The organism is Marinobacter metalliresistant (genome assembly GCF_038098645.1).
GTDB classification, from domain to species: domain Bacteria; phylum Pseudomonadota; class Gammaproteobacteria; order Pseudomonadales; family Oleiphilaceae; genus Marinobacter; species Marinobacter metalliresistant.
In genome coordinates this window covers 3,848,035-3,864,282 of the sequence record NZ_CP101118.1, presented here as the reverse complement: position 1 = coordinate 3,864,282, position 16,248 = coordinate 3,848,035, and the positions used below count along the sequence as shown (strand labels likewise).

Here is a 16,248-nt window from a genome sequence, read left to right as displayed (position 1 = left end):
TTTACTTCTGTACCAAAACGGCACAGTCTGGATTCATTTGCAACGGAGTATAACGTTGGGATGTAGCTCCTGCCTATCAACCTGCCGTGAATAGGCATAAATACCTGCCATTCTTTTTGCAAAAAAACGTTTGACAGCCCCGGCGGGAATTATTAAAGTACGCGCCATCGGTTGAGAGACAAACCTCAACGCTGGCAGAAACGTCTAGTTTTCAATAAGCTAACGATAATTCTGCAAATCACCTGCCGAGGTGGTGAAATTGGTAGACACGCTAGCTTCAGGTGCTAGTGGGGGCAACCCCGTGGAGGTTCAAGTCCTCTCCTCGGCACCATCTCTTCCCTCAAGAGATGCGAATCAATTACCTCCCTGTTAAATTCAGCAACTTCATCGCCACCCTGGCGTTTCTCTGGTTTTACACCCGACGGCATAGCTACTGAAACCACGACACGAGTAGTGCCGATGCAATGAAACCAATTACGGTGCCTGAGAAAGCCCCTGCCAACTGGTGACCACTAATATCACGGCTGCCAGAGCCGGGCTAATGAGGTTTTCCAGGTCATACGCAAGGCGGGAAAGAGACAATTGATGGCCATAGCCGTGCCCAAGACCTGGCCGGCATTATTACCCGCCAGGTCAAACGCCATGAGGCTGAGAGCAACGGTTGACAGGCCCGGTCAGTCCAGCAGCGTTAACAGGTATGCCGACAGCCTCTGGTAACCGTATTCCACTCTCGCATAGGCCGACACTGGCAATCCGTCGAATTCGCGGCCACATTCACCGCCGCCGCTATAACGCTTGAGGTAGGCATTACGGATAAGACCCGGCTGCTCCGGATAGAAGCCGGCAGCGTCCGCCGCGGCATAGTTCATTACCCACTCGAAACCGCGGTCTCCAGTCACCCGGCTGAGATCGGAAAGAGCCGGATCCATAAAGCCATAGCGCAACAGCCGGAGGTTTGAGTTTTCAGCCCCGGAAAGCGCCCGGGTATCGAACTCAAGCATCAGACCTGAAAAGCCGGCAGGCTGGGGCTCATAGCCAGAAAACTCATACGCCTGACGACCCGTCACAACCTGACTGGCTCCTGCCGCGTCGTCCTGAACACGACAACTGTCAATGCCGGAAGCAAAAACAACCGCCTCCCGTTCGCTACCATTCTGCGAAATCCGGTAACCCGGGAACACCTGTGGTGCATTGGCGGTTTCCGGAACGAGCCTGCGGGTCATTCCGCCGGCATACTCGGCAACAAGCTCCACCAGATCCCCACCCTCAATGGTCCAGCTGTAGACAACCTCCGGGTTGCCCCCCAGCTCGGTTGAGCCGGCAGAAACGCCTTCATGGTCATGGCAGGTGGTACCGGCCTCAAAATAAATCCGCTGGTTGTCCCAGTCGAAGGTCAATCGCTCATCGACACCCTCGGCATCATAGTTGATACGGCTCTGCTCTGAGAGCGCGACTGACGGTAACCACTGGCTCTCCAGATCCGCCATCCGGCCGCTTACACTGACCAGCCTTGCCAGTTCCCGCATGGACGGCGCAAGGCATCCGTTCGCCGACACCGACAAAAGCCGCCCGCCCTCACTGTAATCAAAGGTAAGCTCAGCGGAGATCAGGAGACTGGAGCGGCTCGCCGGCAGGTTACCCTGGCTGGCGGGCTCGGCATAGATTTTCTGGCTCGTGAGCAGGACCGGATCACTGAGCTCGACACTGACCTCGGGGAGCTCAAGGGCATCGACGTCAATATTCCCGTAGCCCCCTTGTTCGGCCGCATCGACCACGGCGATGACAGCTTCGGCATTTTGAACCAGTGACAGACCCAGCAGAAACACTGCCTCCTTGCTGAGAAAGCGCTCCGTGCCATCACTGCCCGCCATCGCCAGCAGATCGTTATAGGCGGCGGGGATCTGGCTGGCCATGAACCTTGCCAGGGCGCGGGCGTAGGCGTGGGAGCGGTCATCCCCAACGAGGATGTAATCCCGCACCAGGTTCAGACCCGCCAGACTGGCCGCCGCTCCGGCCGGATTCTCAAGAAAGGAGCCCAGACCCGCCACACCCCGATAGTGCGCCAGGGTCGTCAGTGGCGTGACGTTCCGGACCCCCGGAGGCGCCGACATTATGTAAGCGCTGGCCACCGGGACCTCTCCGTTGCGGGTCTCCTCAAGGGTTTTGTCTGGCAGGGCCACGGCATACAGCGGATAGTTTCGCGGATCGAGATCCGGGCCTACCGCCGGGTCCAGCGCGAGTCCGGAAATATCCATTGTGAACCGGCCACCAGGGCCGCTCATGGCGGTTGGCTCACCGGAATCAAGGGTAACGTCCTGACCGTTCTCCAGCTCTATAACAAGGGGCCCCGGAGTGTACTGGCTGTCACCATCCATATCCAGCCAGACCCGGGCGTTGTTCAGGTAGCCGTCGATAACCTTGCCCGTGTAGGGAACCGGCTCGCTGTACTCCACCCCATCGAAATCCCGACCATCCACGGGCAGCTCGTCGGATTCCTTGCCGCAACCGGCCAGGACGAGGGAGAAAGCAGTAACAGACAGGCAAATGAGGCGTTTCATCGCGGCAACCGTTTATCCTTGTCAGAGGTTGTGCCGCTACTTTAGGGGATGTGCTTGCCGGAGACCTTGACCGGCTTGGCAATTTGTAAAGTTTGGTAACCGACTGGCCCCGGAGGCGCAAACACTCCGGGGCCAGAGATCCGTGTCCTGCTCAGAATGAGCGGGCGACAATTTCCTTCATGATCTCGTTGGTGCCGGCATAGATGCGCTGCACCCGTGAATCGGCCCAGGCGCGGGCAATCGGGTACTCCCACATATAGCCGTAGCCGCCGTGAAGCTGGACACACTCGTCCATCACCTTGCATTGCAGGTCGGTGGTGAGCTGTTTGAGCATCGCCGCCGTCGGAATGTCGAGCTTCTTCTCCAGGTGCAGTTCCAGACAACGATCCGTGAACACCCTGGCCGCGGTGATTTCCGCTTTCATTTCCGCCATCTTGAACCGGGTATTCTGGAACGAGATCACCGGCTTGCCAAAGGCATTCCGCTCTTTGACGTAATCCAGGGTCCACTGCCAGGCCGCCTCGGCTGCCGCAACGGCACTGAGAGCCACCTGCAGACGCTCTGCCGCCAGCTCCTGCATCAGCTGGAAAAAGCCCTGACCTTCGCCCGGGCCGATCAGGTTCTTCGCAGGCACTTTCACATCCTGGAAGAAGAGTTCGGAGGTGTCCTGGGCTTTCATGCCCACCTTGTTGAGGTTCTGGCCTTTCTCGAAACCTTGCCACGCGGTTTCCACCATGAACAGGCTGATGCCCTTGGCGCCTTCCCCGGGATCGGTTTTGGCAACAACAATGACCACATCGGCCAGTTGGCCATTGGTGATGAAGGTTTTCGAGCCGTTCAGGAGGTAGTGATCGCCGTTTTTGACCGCCGTGGTTTTCACGCCCTGCAGATCCGAGCCGGCACCGGGCTCGGTCATGGCAATGGCACCGATCATCTCACCGCTGGCCAGTTTGGGCAGGTAATGGCTTTTCAGCTCGTCGGAGCCGTAGTTCAGCACGTAAGGCGCGACAATGTCGGAGTGCAGGCCCCAGCCAATTCCGGTCAGGCCCGCTCTCGCCACTTCTTCAATCAGCACCGCACTGTACCGGAAGTCCGCGCCCACGCCGCCGAACTCTTCCGGCAGGCACGGGCAGAGGAATCCCAGCTCGCCGGCTTTCTGCCAGAGCTCGCGGCTGACCTGGCCGTCCTTCTCCCACTGGTCATGGTAAGGCACGGCTTCCTGCTCCAGGAACTTGCGGACGGAATCGCGGAAGCCTTCAAGATCGGCGTCGAAGAGAGTGCGTGGAATCATGGTGAACCTCGGTGAATAACCTGTGTTGTGATTGTCGTTCACCAAGTCTCTGCCCGGAGGTCCGTTTGCTCAATGATGAAAAGCATCAATCGGGCTGGCCAAAACCATCGTGGGGAGCTTCGGATTAACTCTGAACCACCTCTGGCCTCAGCTGTTGCGCTTGTCCTCGGCGTGGGCTTCGCCCCAGCGGGGCATCAGGTCCTGGGGAAGGTTCAGATGGTCAAGGATGCGGGCGACAATAAAGTCCACCAGATCCCCGACGGATTGCGGCTTGTGATAGAACCCGGGGCTGGCCGGCATGATCACTGCCCCCATGCGGGTCAGCTTCAGCATGTTCTCCAGGTGCACCTCCGAGAAAGGCGCCTCCCGGGGCACGAGGATGAGGGGGCGCCGCTCTTTCAGGGCAACATCACCGGCCCGCTCTATCAGGTTGTTGCTGGCCCCGGTCGCCAGGGCCGAGAGCGTGCCGGTGCTGCAGGGGCAAATCACCAAAGGGGCCCTTTCACCAGAGCCGGAGGCCGGCGGTGCAAACCAGTCTTCCCGGCCAAACACCAGGACCTGGCCGGGCTCGGCACTGGCGTAGGCAGACAGTGTATCCTGCATGGCGGGCGGCGTTCCCGGCAGCTTCAGGTCGGTTTCCGTGGCAATGACCACCTGGGCAGCACGGCTGATCATCACGTTCACCCGGCAACCGGCCGACACCAGGCACCGCAACAGCCGCAATCCGTACTGGGCGCCCGAAGCACCCGTGAACGCCAGATTAACGGTAGATACCCGGGCTTGGTCATTGGTCATGGATAGCGCCACCAGTCAGTAAAACAGAGTCGCCGGCATTGCCGGATCAGCCACGAATACGCTCAAGTTCGGCAATGAGTTTACCGTGAATGCCGCCAAACCCTCCGTTGCTCATGATCACAATGTGGCAGGGGCTGGGCAGATCTTCCAGTACCCGGGCTATCAGATTCTCCACAGAGACCTCAATCCGGTGCAAATCAGACCCGGCATTGTCTTGCTGCCAACTGGAAATCAGGGCCAGCAGCCAGTCCATGTCATTCAGGTTGGCCCACAAAACCCGGTCGGCCGCCTCGGCGCTGGGCAGCAGTGTCTGCTGATGGACACCCTGCTTCATGGTATTTGAGCGCGGTTCAATCAAAGCCAGAATCGGTTCCTCACCAACCCGGTTGCGCAGGCCCTCAAGGGTGGTGGCAATGGCCGTCGGGTGGTGGGCAAAATCGTCGTAGACGCGCACGCCCCCGATATCCGCCAGCAGCTCCATCCGCCGCCTGACGCCGGAGAACCGGCACAGGGCCGCCACGGCATGATCGGGGGTGACACCGACATGGCGGGCGGCGGCGATGGCAGACAGGGCGTTGCGGACATTGTGGAGACCGGTCTGATCCCATTTCAGAGTCGCCACCGGCTGTTCGTGGTGAATCACCAGAAACCGGCTGCCGTCCTCGGACAGCAGCTCGGCGCGCCAGTCCGACATGCGCGGGGTTTCGCTGCCGATGGCGGTGTCCTGCACCTGGCTCCAGCAGCCCATGGCGAGGGCATTATCCAGATGCGCATCGATGGCCGGCCGGACGATCAGGCCCTGGGAGGGAACGGTTCGGACCAGGTGATGAAACTGTCGCTCAATGGCTTCGACGTTCTCGAAAATATCCGCGTGATCGAACTCCAGGTTGTTCAGGATCAGGGTGTGGGGGCGGTAATGGATGAACTTGGAGCGCTTGTCGAAAAAGGCGCTGTCATATTCATCCGCCTCGATGACAAAGAAATCACTGTTACCCAGACGCGCCGACACCGGAAAGTCCCGGGGCACACCGCCCACCAGATAGCCGGGCTGAAAACCGGCCTGATCCAGTATCCAAAGCAGCATGGCAGTCGTGGTGGTCTTGCCATGAGTACCGGCTACCGCCATGACCCACCGGTGCCTCAGCACCTCACGGGCCAGCCATTCCGGACCGGACATATAGTCGATGTTGCGGTTGAGCACGGCTTCCACTTCGGCGTTACCACGGGACATGGCGTTACCGATCAGCACAAGATCCGGCTTCGGCTCCAGGTGATCCGGGCTGTAACCTTCCATCAGGCTGATGCCCTGGGCCTCCAACTGGGTGCTCATGGGTGGATATACGCCCTGATCGGACCCGGTCACGGTGTGCCCGAGCTCCCGGGCGAGAACAGCCAGGCTGCCCATGAAGGTGCCACAGATTCCGAGGATATGAATGTGCATTCGGCGACTGCCCTCTGTGTTGAAACCCGACAAGCCTCCCGTATCCGCCCCACCCCGTCAAGAGCCACGCTATCCGCAATCCTGCTCATGAAAATTGCCGGCGTTTGGCGTATCATCTGCGCCATTGTCGAACCAGCAGGAGGCTCCAGCCCGAGATGGCCATCAAGAACGCATTTTACGCTCAGTCCGGTGGTGTCACCGCCGTCATCAATGCCAGTGCCTGCGGGGTTATCCAGACCGCCCGCAAGCATCCGGACAAGATCGGCAAGGTATTCGCCGGACGCAACGGCATTATCGGAGCGCTGAGAGAGGAGCTGATTGATACCAGCCTTGAAAGCGATGATGCCATCCAGGCGCTGATTCACACCCCCGGGGGCGCTTTTGGCTCCTGTCGCCACAAGCTCAAGAACATCTCCGAGAACCGTCGCGAATACGAGCGCCTGATCGAAGTATTCCGGGCCCACGATATTGGTTACTTCTTCTACAACGGCGGCGGAGATTCCCAGGACACCGCCTACAAGGTCTCCCAGATCGCCGACAAGATGGGCTACCCCATTACCTGCATCGGGGTTCCGAAAACCGTGGACAATGACCTGCCGTTCACCGACTGCTGCCCGGGCTTCGGTTCGGTAGCCAAGTACATTGCCACCTCAACCCTGGAAGCCAGTCTGGACATCAAGTCCATGTGCGAGACGTCCACCAAGGTGTTCATCCTGGAGGTAATGGGGCGCCATGCCGGCTGGATTGCCGCATCCGGCGGGCTGGCCGGACAGGGCGAGGGCGAGCCGCCGCACATTATCCTGTTCCCGGAAATTCCCTTTGATCGCGAAACCTTCCTGGCCCGCGTGGACCACTGCGTCGGGGAGTATGGCTACTGTGTTGTCGTCGCCTCCGAAGGTGCCCAGTACGAAGACGGCCGATTCCTGGCCGACGCCGGTGCCAAGGATGCCTTTGGTCATACCCAGCTTGGCGGCGTTGCCCCCGCCCTGGCGAATATGGTAAAGCAGGCCCTGGGCCACAAGTACCACTGGGCCGTGGCTGACTACCTCCAGCGCAGCGCCCGCCACATTGCCTCCGCCACCGATGTGGAACAGGCCTATGCCGTCGGCAAGGCCGCGGTGGAAATGGCCCTGGATGGCAAACAGGCACTGATGCCGACCATCGTTCGCGAACAGGCGAAGCCTTACCGCTGGAAGATTGGCGAAGCGCCGCTGAGTGACGTGGCGAACCAGGAAAAGAAGATGCCGATTCACTACATCACGGACGATGGTTTTGGCATCACCCAGGATTGCCGGGACTATCTGGAACCCCTGATTTTCGGGGAGAGCTTCCCGCCGTTCGACAATGGGCTGCCGCGGGTTGCCAGACTGCAGAACACGCTCACCGAGAAGAAGCTGAAAACCGGGTTCCAGCTCTAGACAGCCTGTCGGACTTCATCGTAAGCACCAAAAAGGCCTGGCAGAAATCCTCTGCCAGGCCTTTTTATTCTGCGGGGCAGTATCTGCGGTTAACGGACCAGTTCCGCTTCGTGGTCCCGCACATAGGCATAGAACTGATCGAACCCACCCACATACCGATTGCCCACCTGGATCTGCGGCACGGTGTATACCGGCCGACCAATGCTGTCGGCGATGTCCTGTTTGCTCATGCCTTTTTCGATCATATCGACCCAGACATACGGGATGTTCCTGGCCTCACACAAGTCCTTTGCCCGAACACAGAATCCACAACTTGAACGGCCGTAAATCGTGACCTGCTCCATAAAGACCTCCCAAACGTCTGTAACGATAAATTTTGAGATGGGTAAGACAATGGCTGAATGATGACACGGCAAGCCGGAATTGGAAATTGATGCTTTGAATCGCCGTCATAGTCGCCACAATGCTGGCCCATAGTCAGGAGCAGTGGCACAACAGGCGCTTAGAGCTTGACGAGCGCTTAGAGCTTGAAGAGGAGCGATAACTGTTTCATGGTAAAATCGGACCTGCGGGGTGCTGGAGATTCCGTTCATCACAGATCAAGGAGGGTCCGGTGGCCTACCTGACGCTATTTCTGACTGCATTCGCCGCCGCCACGCTGCTGCCCGCCTACTCGGAAATTCTGCTTGGCACCATGATTAGCCAGGACTACTCCTGGTGGTGGCTCTGGTTCTGGGCAACGCTGGGCAATACGCTTGGCTCGGTCGTTAACGGAGTTATCGGCCGGCAAGTGGACCGCTTCAAGCACAAACGCTGGTTTCCGGTCAGCGAACTGCAGCTGCACAAGGCGCGGAACCGTTTCAATCGTTATGGCCAGTGGTCACTGCTGATGGGCTGGCTGCCCCTGGGGGGCGACGCGCTGACCCTGGTGGGTGGCATTATGCGCGTGCCCTGGCTGAACTTCGTTATTCTGGTGGCTATCGGCAAGGGCACCCGCTACGCCTTCGTGCTCTGGCTGGTGGCGGAAGCATCCGGGGCATCGTCACCCTCACCATAGAGGTATTTGCGCAGCAATGGTTCGCCATTGAACTCGGAGTTCAGAACGGCGATAAACGTGTAGACCCCGATCAGCTTTCGGTTCAGGAATACGAATTCCTTGGGAGGCACCCGGAAATACCGGCTGATGGCGGAACGGGCCGCCTGGCGAGCCACCCTGGAAGGCAGATCACTCTGCTTCCAGCGGTACTGCCCGTGACGGTTGACGGCATAATCCGGCCAGGAATCCTTGTCGCTGGACAGGGGTTCGAGTACCGACATACACACCGTACCAAACTTCTGCAGCACTTCCTGCGGCCATTCCGGGCTCATGAACCGCAGCTTCACGCCACCGTCGATCACCGCTTTCAGATCGTTTTCGTAAGAGGCCCTGATCATCTGGATCACCGGCTTGAGAAACTCGTCCGAGTACACCTGCACAGCCCCGAAATCGAGAAGGACGATGCGGTCATACCCGGGATCTTCGCCCTCTTCGCCGGCGATCCGGATCCGGTAATTGCCAAAGTTGGGGTCGGTCTGGATTTCACCCCAGTCAAACAGCTCCCGGAAAAACAGCTCCAGTGCCGCTTCCCCCAACGCACTGCGGCGTGCCAGAGGCAAGTCTCTGACGGCCTGGGAACTGACCGAGTGGCCGTGCTCAAAGGTCGAGGCGATGATATGGGCGGTTGAGAATTCCGGCAAAACCCTCGGCACGATAAACCGGGGATCTCCGGCAAGCATCTGGCGGAACTTTTCCGTCGTCTTCGCTTCCAGACGGTAGTCCACCTCACGGTGCATCATCTCCCGGACTTCTTCCAGCCAATCGTTAAACTCCGGGCCGAAACTGACCAGTCTGGCGACCCGGAGCAGCTGGGCAACGGCATTCAGGTCACTGTCTACGGCCTCGGCCACGCCGGGGTATTGCACCTTCAGAACCAGCTCGAGTCCGTCGCTGCGGCGCCGGGCGCGATGAACCTGGCCCAGCGAGGCGGCGCCGATGGGCTCAGGGTCCACGTCCAGCCCGGCAAGCCGCTCTGGGTCCAATTCAGCCTTCAGCACCCGTTCAATCGCCGGCCATTCCAGTGAGGTGGTCTGGTCCTCAAGGGTGTGCAGCGCTTCGGTCACTTCCTCGGGCAGAAAATGTTCACCATACAGCGCCATCACCTGGCCAATTTTCACCACACTGCCCTTGAGCTTACCAAGCTCATCCACCAGAAATCGCGCCTGACTGGAAAGCATCGCCCGGTGGCGCTTTTCCCGGTTCTCCCTGCTGCTGAACCAGTTGGTGGCCATGTGCGAGGCCATGCGCGTACCAGCGAACAAACCGGCACGCGTCATGCTCAACCGGCGTTCAAAGCTGCCTGTCTTGATGCGGGAGACCGAATTTCCTGAGCGTCTGGATGACATGGATGACCTGTTCGGATCAGAGAATTTCACCAGGTTTGGCGGCTCACGCCATTATACGGCTAGTCCGGTGAGCCGGCCTAACCGAGTTGCCCGGGTTTAACTGGCCACATGGCCAAGCCCCCGACCAACTGCTCCACCAGGCGTTTCTGGACATCCGCAACCGTCACACCCGGAACGAAATCGCGTACCTGGCACATGACCATGCCAGCGTAACCGCAGGGATTGATGCGTCGGAAGGGTTCCATGTCCATGTCCACATTGAGGGCAAGCCCGTGGAACGAGCAGCCCCGGCGCACGCGCAGGCCGAGCGACGCGATTTTCGAATCGCCCACGTAGACACCCGGGGCATCAGGCCGCGGTGCGGATTCCACACCCAGTCCGGCAAGGGTGCGGACGATGGCCTGTTCAATCTCGTCCACCAGGCCGCGGATACCCAGTTTTTTCCGGGACAGATCGATCATCAGGTAAATCACCAGCTGGCCCGGGCCGTGATAGGTCACCTGGCCGCCGCGGTCTACCTGGATCACCGGGATATCACCGGGCGCCAGAATATGCTCGGCCTTGCCCGCCTGGCCCTGGGTATAGACCCGGGGATGTTCAAGACACCAGAGCTCATCGGCCACGGTGTCATCCCGGTTGGCGGTGAAGGTTTTCATGGCCTCCCAGGCTTCCAGGTAGGGTTGTTCTCCCAGGGACCGGACGATCAGTTCAGCCATCTGGGTCAGAGCACCATGTGCACACGGCCACTGGCCTTGAGCTCTTCAAACAGGGCTTTCAACTGAGCCTCACCGGTGGCCACGATTTTCAGCTGCACCGATGAAAAGCGGCCCTTGCTGCTCTCATTCACCGATATATCGGTTTCGCAGATCCCCGGCGCATGCTGTTCCACGACCTCGACCACGAACTCAGTGAAATCCGGTGCAGAATTACCAATCACCTTGATCACGTAGTCGCATGGAAACTCAATTTTTGGTGCTTTCGGCTGACTCATGCCGCTTTACTCCCGGTGACCAAAGTCACCCTACTGAAATAACTGAACGAAAAAGAGCTTTATGGCATCCCAGATGCGTTTGAAGAAACCGCCCTCGGGAACATCGGTCAGAGCCAGTACCGGCTGGTCAACCAACACTTCACCGTTATACGACACCTTGACCTGTCCCAGCTCATCCCCCACCTTGATGGGTGCTTTGATCACCGAATCAAGGTCTACCGTCGACTCAAGGCTGTCCCTGGAGCCCCGGGGAATGGTGACGTAAACATCGTCCGCCATGCCGATCGAGATCTCATCCGCCTGGCCACCCCAGACCCTGGCTTCGATCAGTTCCTGTCCGGCCCGGAACAGGCGCTCACTCTCGTAATAACGGAAGCCGTAGTTCAGCATCTTCTGAACTTCCTGTGACCGGGATTCAGTGCTGCTTGTCCCCATGACCACGGCAATAAAGCGGGTGTCATTACGCTTGGCCGAAGCCACCAGGCAGTAACCGGCCTCTTCGGTATGGCCGGTCTTCAGGCCATCGACACTCTTGTCCCGCCACAGGAGACTATTCCGGTTCGGCTGACGGATGTTGTTGTAGGTGAAATGCTTTTCTGCGTAGATCGGGTAGTTTTCCGGGTAATCGTTGATGATCGCCCGGGCCAGGATCGCCAGGTCGTAGGCGGTTGAAAAATGATCCGGAGACGGCAGACCCGTAGCGTTCTCGAAATGGGTGTCTTTCATGCCCAACAACTGCGCTTGCTGGTTCATGATATCAACAAAGGCACCTTCACTGCCGGCGACGAATTCGGCCAGTGCCACGGAGGCATCATTACCAGACTGGATAATGACCCCTCTGAGAAGATCCTCGACCGCAACCTGGGTACCTTCCTTGACAAAGGTGCGGGAACCTTCTGTTTTCCAGGCCTTGACGCTGATCGGGACCATGTCGGACATGGAGATTCGCCCCTCGTCCAGCTCCCGCTCGACAATGTAGGCCGTCATCATCTTGGTCAGGCTCGCCGGCGGAAGACGCTCATGGCTGTTCTCTTCCATGATGATCCGCCCGCTTTTCGGGTCCATCAGAACATAGGAGCTGCCGGCAATCTGGGGTGGCGACGGGATCAGCACCGACTGCGACATTACCTTGCCGGTCAGGGCGAGCATCAGTACAAAGACAACAGATAGTGTTCGGAAAGCAGATTTTAAGGCCATGGGTCCATTCGTTCGTCGTTAGGTGTGTGTCTTTTTTCAGCGTCTTTTTTGACTTGTTCAGTGTGAATCCGTCAGCAGGATCGACTGATCAAATCCACGCGCCTCCAGGAGACTCTGGGTCTTCCTGGCGGAATCTTCATCCCGGAATGGTCCCACCTGAACACGGTGAAACCGTCCGGAGGCGGTATCGACAGCTCTGACCCGCATCGGGTTCTCAAGTACTGCCCTTACCTGGCTGAGCAATTTCTCGGCCGGATCACGGCTACTGAAGGAGCCCAGCTGCACGAACAGCGAACGCTTCTCCATTGCCATCTCACCGCTTGCCCTCACCCGGCTTGCGGCGGGTCCGGCCGCATCCTCCGGCGAAAAGGGCTTGCCGGCAAGAAACATGGAGCCGTCCGGCTTCACCGTGATGGCGGCGACTTCAACCCTCGCAGTGCCCCGGGCCTGGTAACCCAGTTTTTTGGCAGCGGCGTAGGAAAGATCGATAATCCGGTCGCCATGGAAAGGCCCGCGATCATTAACCCGGACAATCACCGAGCGACCGTTATCAAGATTCGTTACCCGGGCGTACCCGGGGATCCGCAATGATTTGTGAGCCGCAGACATGGCATACATGTCAAAGGTTTCACCATTGGACGTCTTATGGCCATGAAATTTCTCGCCATACCAGCTCGCCGTGCCCCGGGCTGTATAACCGTTGTTGCTGTCGAGAACACGATACTGCTTGCCCCAGACCGTGTAGGGAGACTTATTCCCTGAACGACGGGGCGCCTCGTAAACCGGAACCGCGTCGTTGAGCCCGGAGGTATCAAAATTGTCCGAAGGTGCCCGGTCATTCGTCAGGGTATAGCGGGATGAATGATCCGTCTCCGGCGCAGAGGCGCAACCACTGAGGATCACTGCCGCGGCAACCGCCAGAACGAACAACAGGGAAGGTTTGCAGTTCACAGTCCGGATTTCCTCTTGATCACCTGGGCCACCGTCATCAAAGTTTCGGCAGCATTACCCTCATTGTAACGGGTTATCCGCGGCCTTCACCATTACCCGACGGCCATGGTTGATGGCTTTCCGGTCAGGCGCCAATCATACGCCGGTGTGTATGGATCGACATCAACACTCCGAATGCGGCCATCAGGGTAACACTGGAGGTTCCACCATAACTGATCAGGGGCAATGGCACACCCACCACGGGCAAAAGTCCACTTACCATCCCGACATTCACAAAGATATAAATAAAGAAGGTCATGGCCAGTGCGCCGGCCAGCAGGCGGCCGAAGGAATCCTGGGCCGTGGCCGCGATGTACAGGCACCGGAGTATGATCAGGAAATACATGGTCATCAGAACCAGCATCCCGATAAAACCGAACTCCTCCGCCAGCACGGCAACGATAAAATCAGTGTGGCTCTCCGGCAAAAACTCGAGATGGGACTGGGTACCCTGCAGCCAGCCCTTGCCTTCAAGCCCTCCGGAACCAATCGCGGTTTTGGACTGGATGATATTCCAGCCGGCACCAAGCGGGTCGCTTTGGGGATCCAGCAGCGTCAAGACCCGCTGCTTCTGGTATTCCCGCATACCAAAAAACCACATCAGTGGCGCAGACACAGACACCATGGCAACAAAAGCGGCGATCAGTTTCCAGCTGATGCCCGCAAAAAACACAACGAAAATGCCCGCCAGCCCCACCAACAGTGAGGTCCCCAGATCCGGTTGCTTCATGATCATGACCATGGGCACCAGAACGATCGCAAGCCCCACTGCCACATGCCGGCCGCGCGGAGGCAGAAAGTGCCTGGAGAGATACCAGGCAGCCATCATGGGCACCACGAGTTTCATCAGCTCGGAAGGTTGAAAGCGGGGCAGTCCCGGCAGAGCCAGCCAGCGCTGCGCACCCTTTGCCCCCACCCCCACCAGAATGACCGCAATCAGCGAAATGACTCCGGCCCCGTAGAGCCAGGGCGCCCAGCGGCGAAACACCGACGGGTCCAGTTGCGCGAACACGAGCATCACCACGAATGCCACACCCATTCGGATTCCCTGTGCCTTGACCACTTCCAGGTTCCTGTCTGCACCGCTGTAAAGTACGAACAGGCCGCCAAAAACCAGCAAGAGCAACAACAACAGCAGGATCGGATCAAGATGCAACGCCATCCAGATGCTCCGGTGCCGGCCCAGGGGATTAGTCGCGGTTGGATCCAGTAACGTCTTGAAAGCCATCAGTTCGACACCTGCGCTTCAACACCGCTGACCAGCGCACCCTCCGGCTGCTCGGCGTAGTCGAGCAACCAGGCATCGAACAGAGCACGGGCAACCGGTGCCGCCGTGCCGCTACCACTGCCACCATTCTCAACAATCACGGCCACCGCAATCTTCGGGTTATCCACGGGCGCAAAGCCGACGAAAAGTGCATGGTCCCTGAGCCGCTCACGGATCTCTTCCGCGTCGTATTTCTCATCCTCTGCCAGGCTGAACACCTGAGCCGTTCCGGTCTTGCCAGCCATCTTGTAGGGAGCGCCGCGGGCTGCGCCCCGGGCGGTTCCCTTCCGGCCATGCATTACCTCGACCATCGATTCCACCACATACTCCCAGTCACCCGAATTTTTCAGCTTGAGCGGCTCGTGGGTTTCCTCAGGCAAATATTCATCGACCGGGTGATCCCCCTTTATGTCCTTGAGCAACCTCGGCGCCACCCACTTGCCCCGATTTGCTATCAGGGCGGTTGCAGTGGCCAGCTGCAGTGGCGTGGCGAGCATGAAACCCTGACCGATACCAAAGTTCACTGAATCCCCCGGGTACCAGGCCTCATTCTTGACCGCCCGCTTCCAGTCCCGCGAGGGAAGCAGGCCACTCAGTGCACCGGAAACATCCAGGGCGGCATCCTCCCCGAAGCCGAAGTGGGACAGGTAGTTGTACATGGTGTCCACGCCCATCTCGACGGCCATTTCGTAAAAGTAGACGTCACAGGACTCTGCCACTGCGTCTTTAAGATCCACCCAGCCATGGCCACCCGGCTTCCAGTCCCGCCAGAGCCGGCCACCTGCATTCAGACGGAAGTATCCAGGATCCCATATGGTGTATTCCCGGGTGGTGGCACCGCTGTCGAGCGCGGCAACAGCAAGCATGGGTTTGATCGTTGAGCCCGGCGGGTACTGCCCACGCAGAGCGCGGTTGAAGAGAGGTTTGTCGTTGCTTTCACTGAGCTCACGATAATCCTTGACACTGATACCGGTGACAAATTTGTTAGCATCGAATCCCGGCACGCTGGCCAGCGCCAGAATGCCTCCGGTGTCAGGTTCAATCGCTACAATAGCGCCCCGGCGGCCATCCAGCAGCTCATGGGCACGTTGTTGCAACCTGAGATCGAGATGCAACTGAAGGTCTTCACCAGGTACCGGGTTTTCACGCTCAAGAACCCTCAGGGTCCGCCCGCGGGCGTTGGTCTCAACATGTTGATAACCGACCTGGCCGTGGAGGATTTCCTCGTAAAACCGTTCGATGCCCGATTTTCCGATGTAGTTGGTGCCCGCGTAGTTCACCGGGTCGATACGCTGCAGTTCATCCCGGTTAATTCGGCCGACAAAGCCAAGCGCATGGGCGGTCAGCTCGCTGTACGGGTAATACCGGACAAGCTCGGCACTCACCTCCACACCGGGGAGTTCGTGGCGATGCACCGCGAGGCGAGCCATCTCCTGCTCATTGAGGTCGTAACGAAGGGGAATTTCCTGGAACGGCCGCCGGGGTTCCTGAAGCCGGCGCCGGAAGCGCTCGAGGTCTTCCCCGGAAATATCCAGAATAGTGCCCAGCTGCCCGAGAGTGTCATCCATGCCGTCAACACGTTCCGGCACAAGTGTCACGCTGAAAACCGGGCGGTTCTCGGCCAGCAGGATGTTGTTGCGGTCGTAGACAAGACCTCTGGGCGGGGGGACTGACTGGACCTGCACGCGGTTCTTGTCAGACAGGGTTGTATAAACGTCGTGCTCCACGACCTGAAGCTGATACATGCGCGCAAGCAGGCCGCCAATTGCCAGCACAACAAGCACCAGCACGACCACAGTCCGGCGCTGGAAAAGCCGGCGTTCCGCCGCCGTATCCTTGAACTCGCCCCACGGCATAG

14 protein-coding genes, 1 tRNA gene and 1 pseudogene are annotated in these 16,248 nt (G+C 58.9%); 3 read left to right on the top strand and 13 right to left on the bottom strand.

Features of this window, described 5'->3' with window-relative positions; all coding sequences use genetic code 11:
* Window positions 1-244 precede the first annotated feature (244 nt).
* A tRNA-Leu gene (locus NLK58_RS18050) sits at window positions 245-331 on the top strand.
* A gap of 114 nt (window positions 332-445) precedes the next feature.
* On the opposite strand, the pseudogene NLK58_RS18045 reads toward NLK58_RS18050, so the two are convergent.
* From NLK58_RS18045 to mpl, 5 genes and pseudogenes are all read right to left on the bottom strand, one after another.
* Window positions 446-671, bottom strand: a pseudogene (locus NLK58_RS18045) (hypothetical protein); the annotation flags it as partial.
* Window positions 672-674: 3 nt separating this feature from the next.
* The gene (locus tag NLK58_RS18040; RefSeq protein ID WP_117619715.1) at window positions 675-2,558 is read right to left on the bottom strand and encodes a hypothetical protein; all 1,884 of its coding nucleotides are present in this window, start codon (window positions 2,556-2,558) and stop codon (window positions 675-677) included.
* Window positions 2,559-2,709: 151 nt separating this feature from the next.
* Window positions 2,710-3,849, bottom strand: a complete 1,140-nt coding sequence (locus NLK58_RS18035) for an acyl-CoA dehydrogenase family protein (protein ID WP_117619714.1) — start codon at window positions 3,847-3,849, stop codon at window positions 2,710-2,712.
* A gap of 147 nt (window positions 3,850-3,996) precedes the next feature.
* Complete coding sequence (locus NLK58_RS18030) at window positions 3,997-4,644, bottom strand: flavin prenyltransferase UbiX (protein ID WP_117619713.1); 648 nt, start codon at window positions 4,642-4,644, stop codon at window positions 3,997-3,999.
* Between the two features lie 46 nt (window positions 4,645-4,690).
* Window positions 4,691-6,085, bottom strand: a complete 1,395-nt coding sequence (gene mpl / locus NLK58_RS18025; RefSeq protein ID WP_117619712.1) for a UDP-N-acetylmuramate:L-alanyl-gamma-D-glutamyl-meso-diaminopimelate ligase — start codon at window positions 6,083-6,085, stop codon at window positions 4,691-4,693.
* Window positions 6,086-6,240: 155 nt separating this feature from the next.
* On the opposite strand from mpl, the gene NLK58_RS18020 reads away from it, so the two are divergent.
* A complete protein-coding gene (locus NLK58_RS18020) occupies window positions 6,241-7,503 on the top strand; it encodes a 6-phosphofructokinase (RefSeq protein WP_341581408.1) in 1,263 nt (420 codons plus the stop codon).
* A gap of 89 nt (window positions 7,504-7,592) precedes the next feature.
* Here the strand turns inward: NLK58_RS18020 and NLK58_RS18015 are convergent, their stop codons facing one another.
* Window positions 7,593-7,847 carry a GrxA family glutaredoxin gene (locus NLK58_RS18015; protein ID WP_117619710.1) on the bottom strand — a complete coding sequence of 85 codons (255 nt, stop codon included), beginning with the start codon at window positions 7,845-7,847 and terminating at the stop codon, window positions 7,593-7,595.
* 269 nt (window positions 7,848-8,116) lie between these two features.
* Here NLK58_RS18015 and NLK58_RS18010 point away from each other — a divergent pair, with 269 nt between their 5' ends.
* The gene (locus tag NLK58_RS18010; RefSeq protein WP_117619709.1) at window positions 8,117-8,560 is read left to right on the top strand and encodes a YqaA family protein; all 444 of its coding nucleotides are present in this window, start codon (window positions 8,117-8,119) and stop codon (window positions 8,558-8,560) included.
* On the opposite strand, the gene NLK58_RS18005 is transcribed toward NLK58_RS18010, so the two are convergent.
* The 7 genes from NLK58_RS18005 to mrdA all read right to left on the bottom strand — a co-directional run bounded on the left by NLK58_RS18005 (window position 8,500) and on the right by mrdA (window position 16,246).
* Complete coding sequence (locus NLK58_RS18005; protein ID WP_117619708.1) at window positions 8,500-9,945, bottom strand: AarF/ABC1/UbiB kinase family protein; 1,446 nt, start codon at window positions 9,943-9,945, stop codon at window positions 8,500-8,502. The two genes, NLK58_RS18010 and NLK58_RS18005, sit on opposite strands and share 61 nt — an antisense overlap.
* A 77-nt stretch (window positions 9,946-10,022) precedes the next feature.
* On the bottom strand, window positions 10,023-10,661 hold the full coding sequence (gene lipB, locus NLK58_RS18000; RefSeq protein WP_341581407.1) for a lipoyl(octanoyl) transferase LipB: 639 nt from the start codon (window positions 10,659-10,661) through the stop codon (window positions 10,023-10,025).
* A gap of 5 nt (window positions 10,662-10,666) precedes the next feature.
* The gene (locus NLK58_RS17995; protein WP_117619706.1) at window positions 10,667-10,936 is read right to left on the bottom strand and encodes a YbeD family protein; all 270 of its coding nucleotides are present in this window, start codon (window positions 10,934-10,936) and stop codon (window positions 10,667-10,669) included.
* A 30-nt stretch (window positions 10,937-10,966) separates the two neighbouring features.
* The gene (locus NLK58_RS17990; RefSeq protein ID WP_341581406.1) at window positions 10,967-12,133 is read right to left on the bottom strand and encodes a D-alanyl-D-alanine carboxypeptidase family protein; all 1,167 of its coding nucleotides are present in this window, start codon (window positions 12,131-12,133) and stop codon (window positions 10,967-10,969) included.
* A gap of 57 nt (window positions 12,134-12,190) precedes the next feature.
* Window positions 12,191-13,084, bottom strand: coding sequence for a septal ring lytic transglycosylase RlpA family protein (locus tag NLK58_RS17985; RefSeq protein ID WP_117619704.1), 894 nt, complete (start codon window positions 13,082-13,084; stop codon window positions 12,191-12,193).
* Between the two features lie 124 nt (window positions 13,085-13,208).
* Window positions 13,209-14,351 (bottom strand): rod shape-determining protein RodA, encoded by a 1,143-nt coding sequence (gene rodA, locus NLK58_RS17980; RefSeq protein ID WP_117619703.1) that lies wholly within the window; start codon window positions 14,349-14,351, stop codon window positions 13,209-13,211.
* Window positions 14,351-16,246: a penicillin-binding protein 2 gene (mrdA, locus tag NLK58_RS17975; protein ID WP_117619702.1), complete on the bottom strand. Its 1,896-nt coding sequence runs from the start codon at window positions 16,244-16,246 to the stop codon at window positions 14,351-14,353. The genes rodA and mrdA overlap by 1 nt, the downstream gene beginning before the upstream one ends.
* Window positions 16,247-16,248 lie beyond the last annotated feature (2 nt).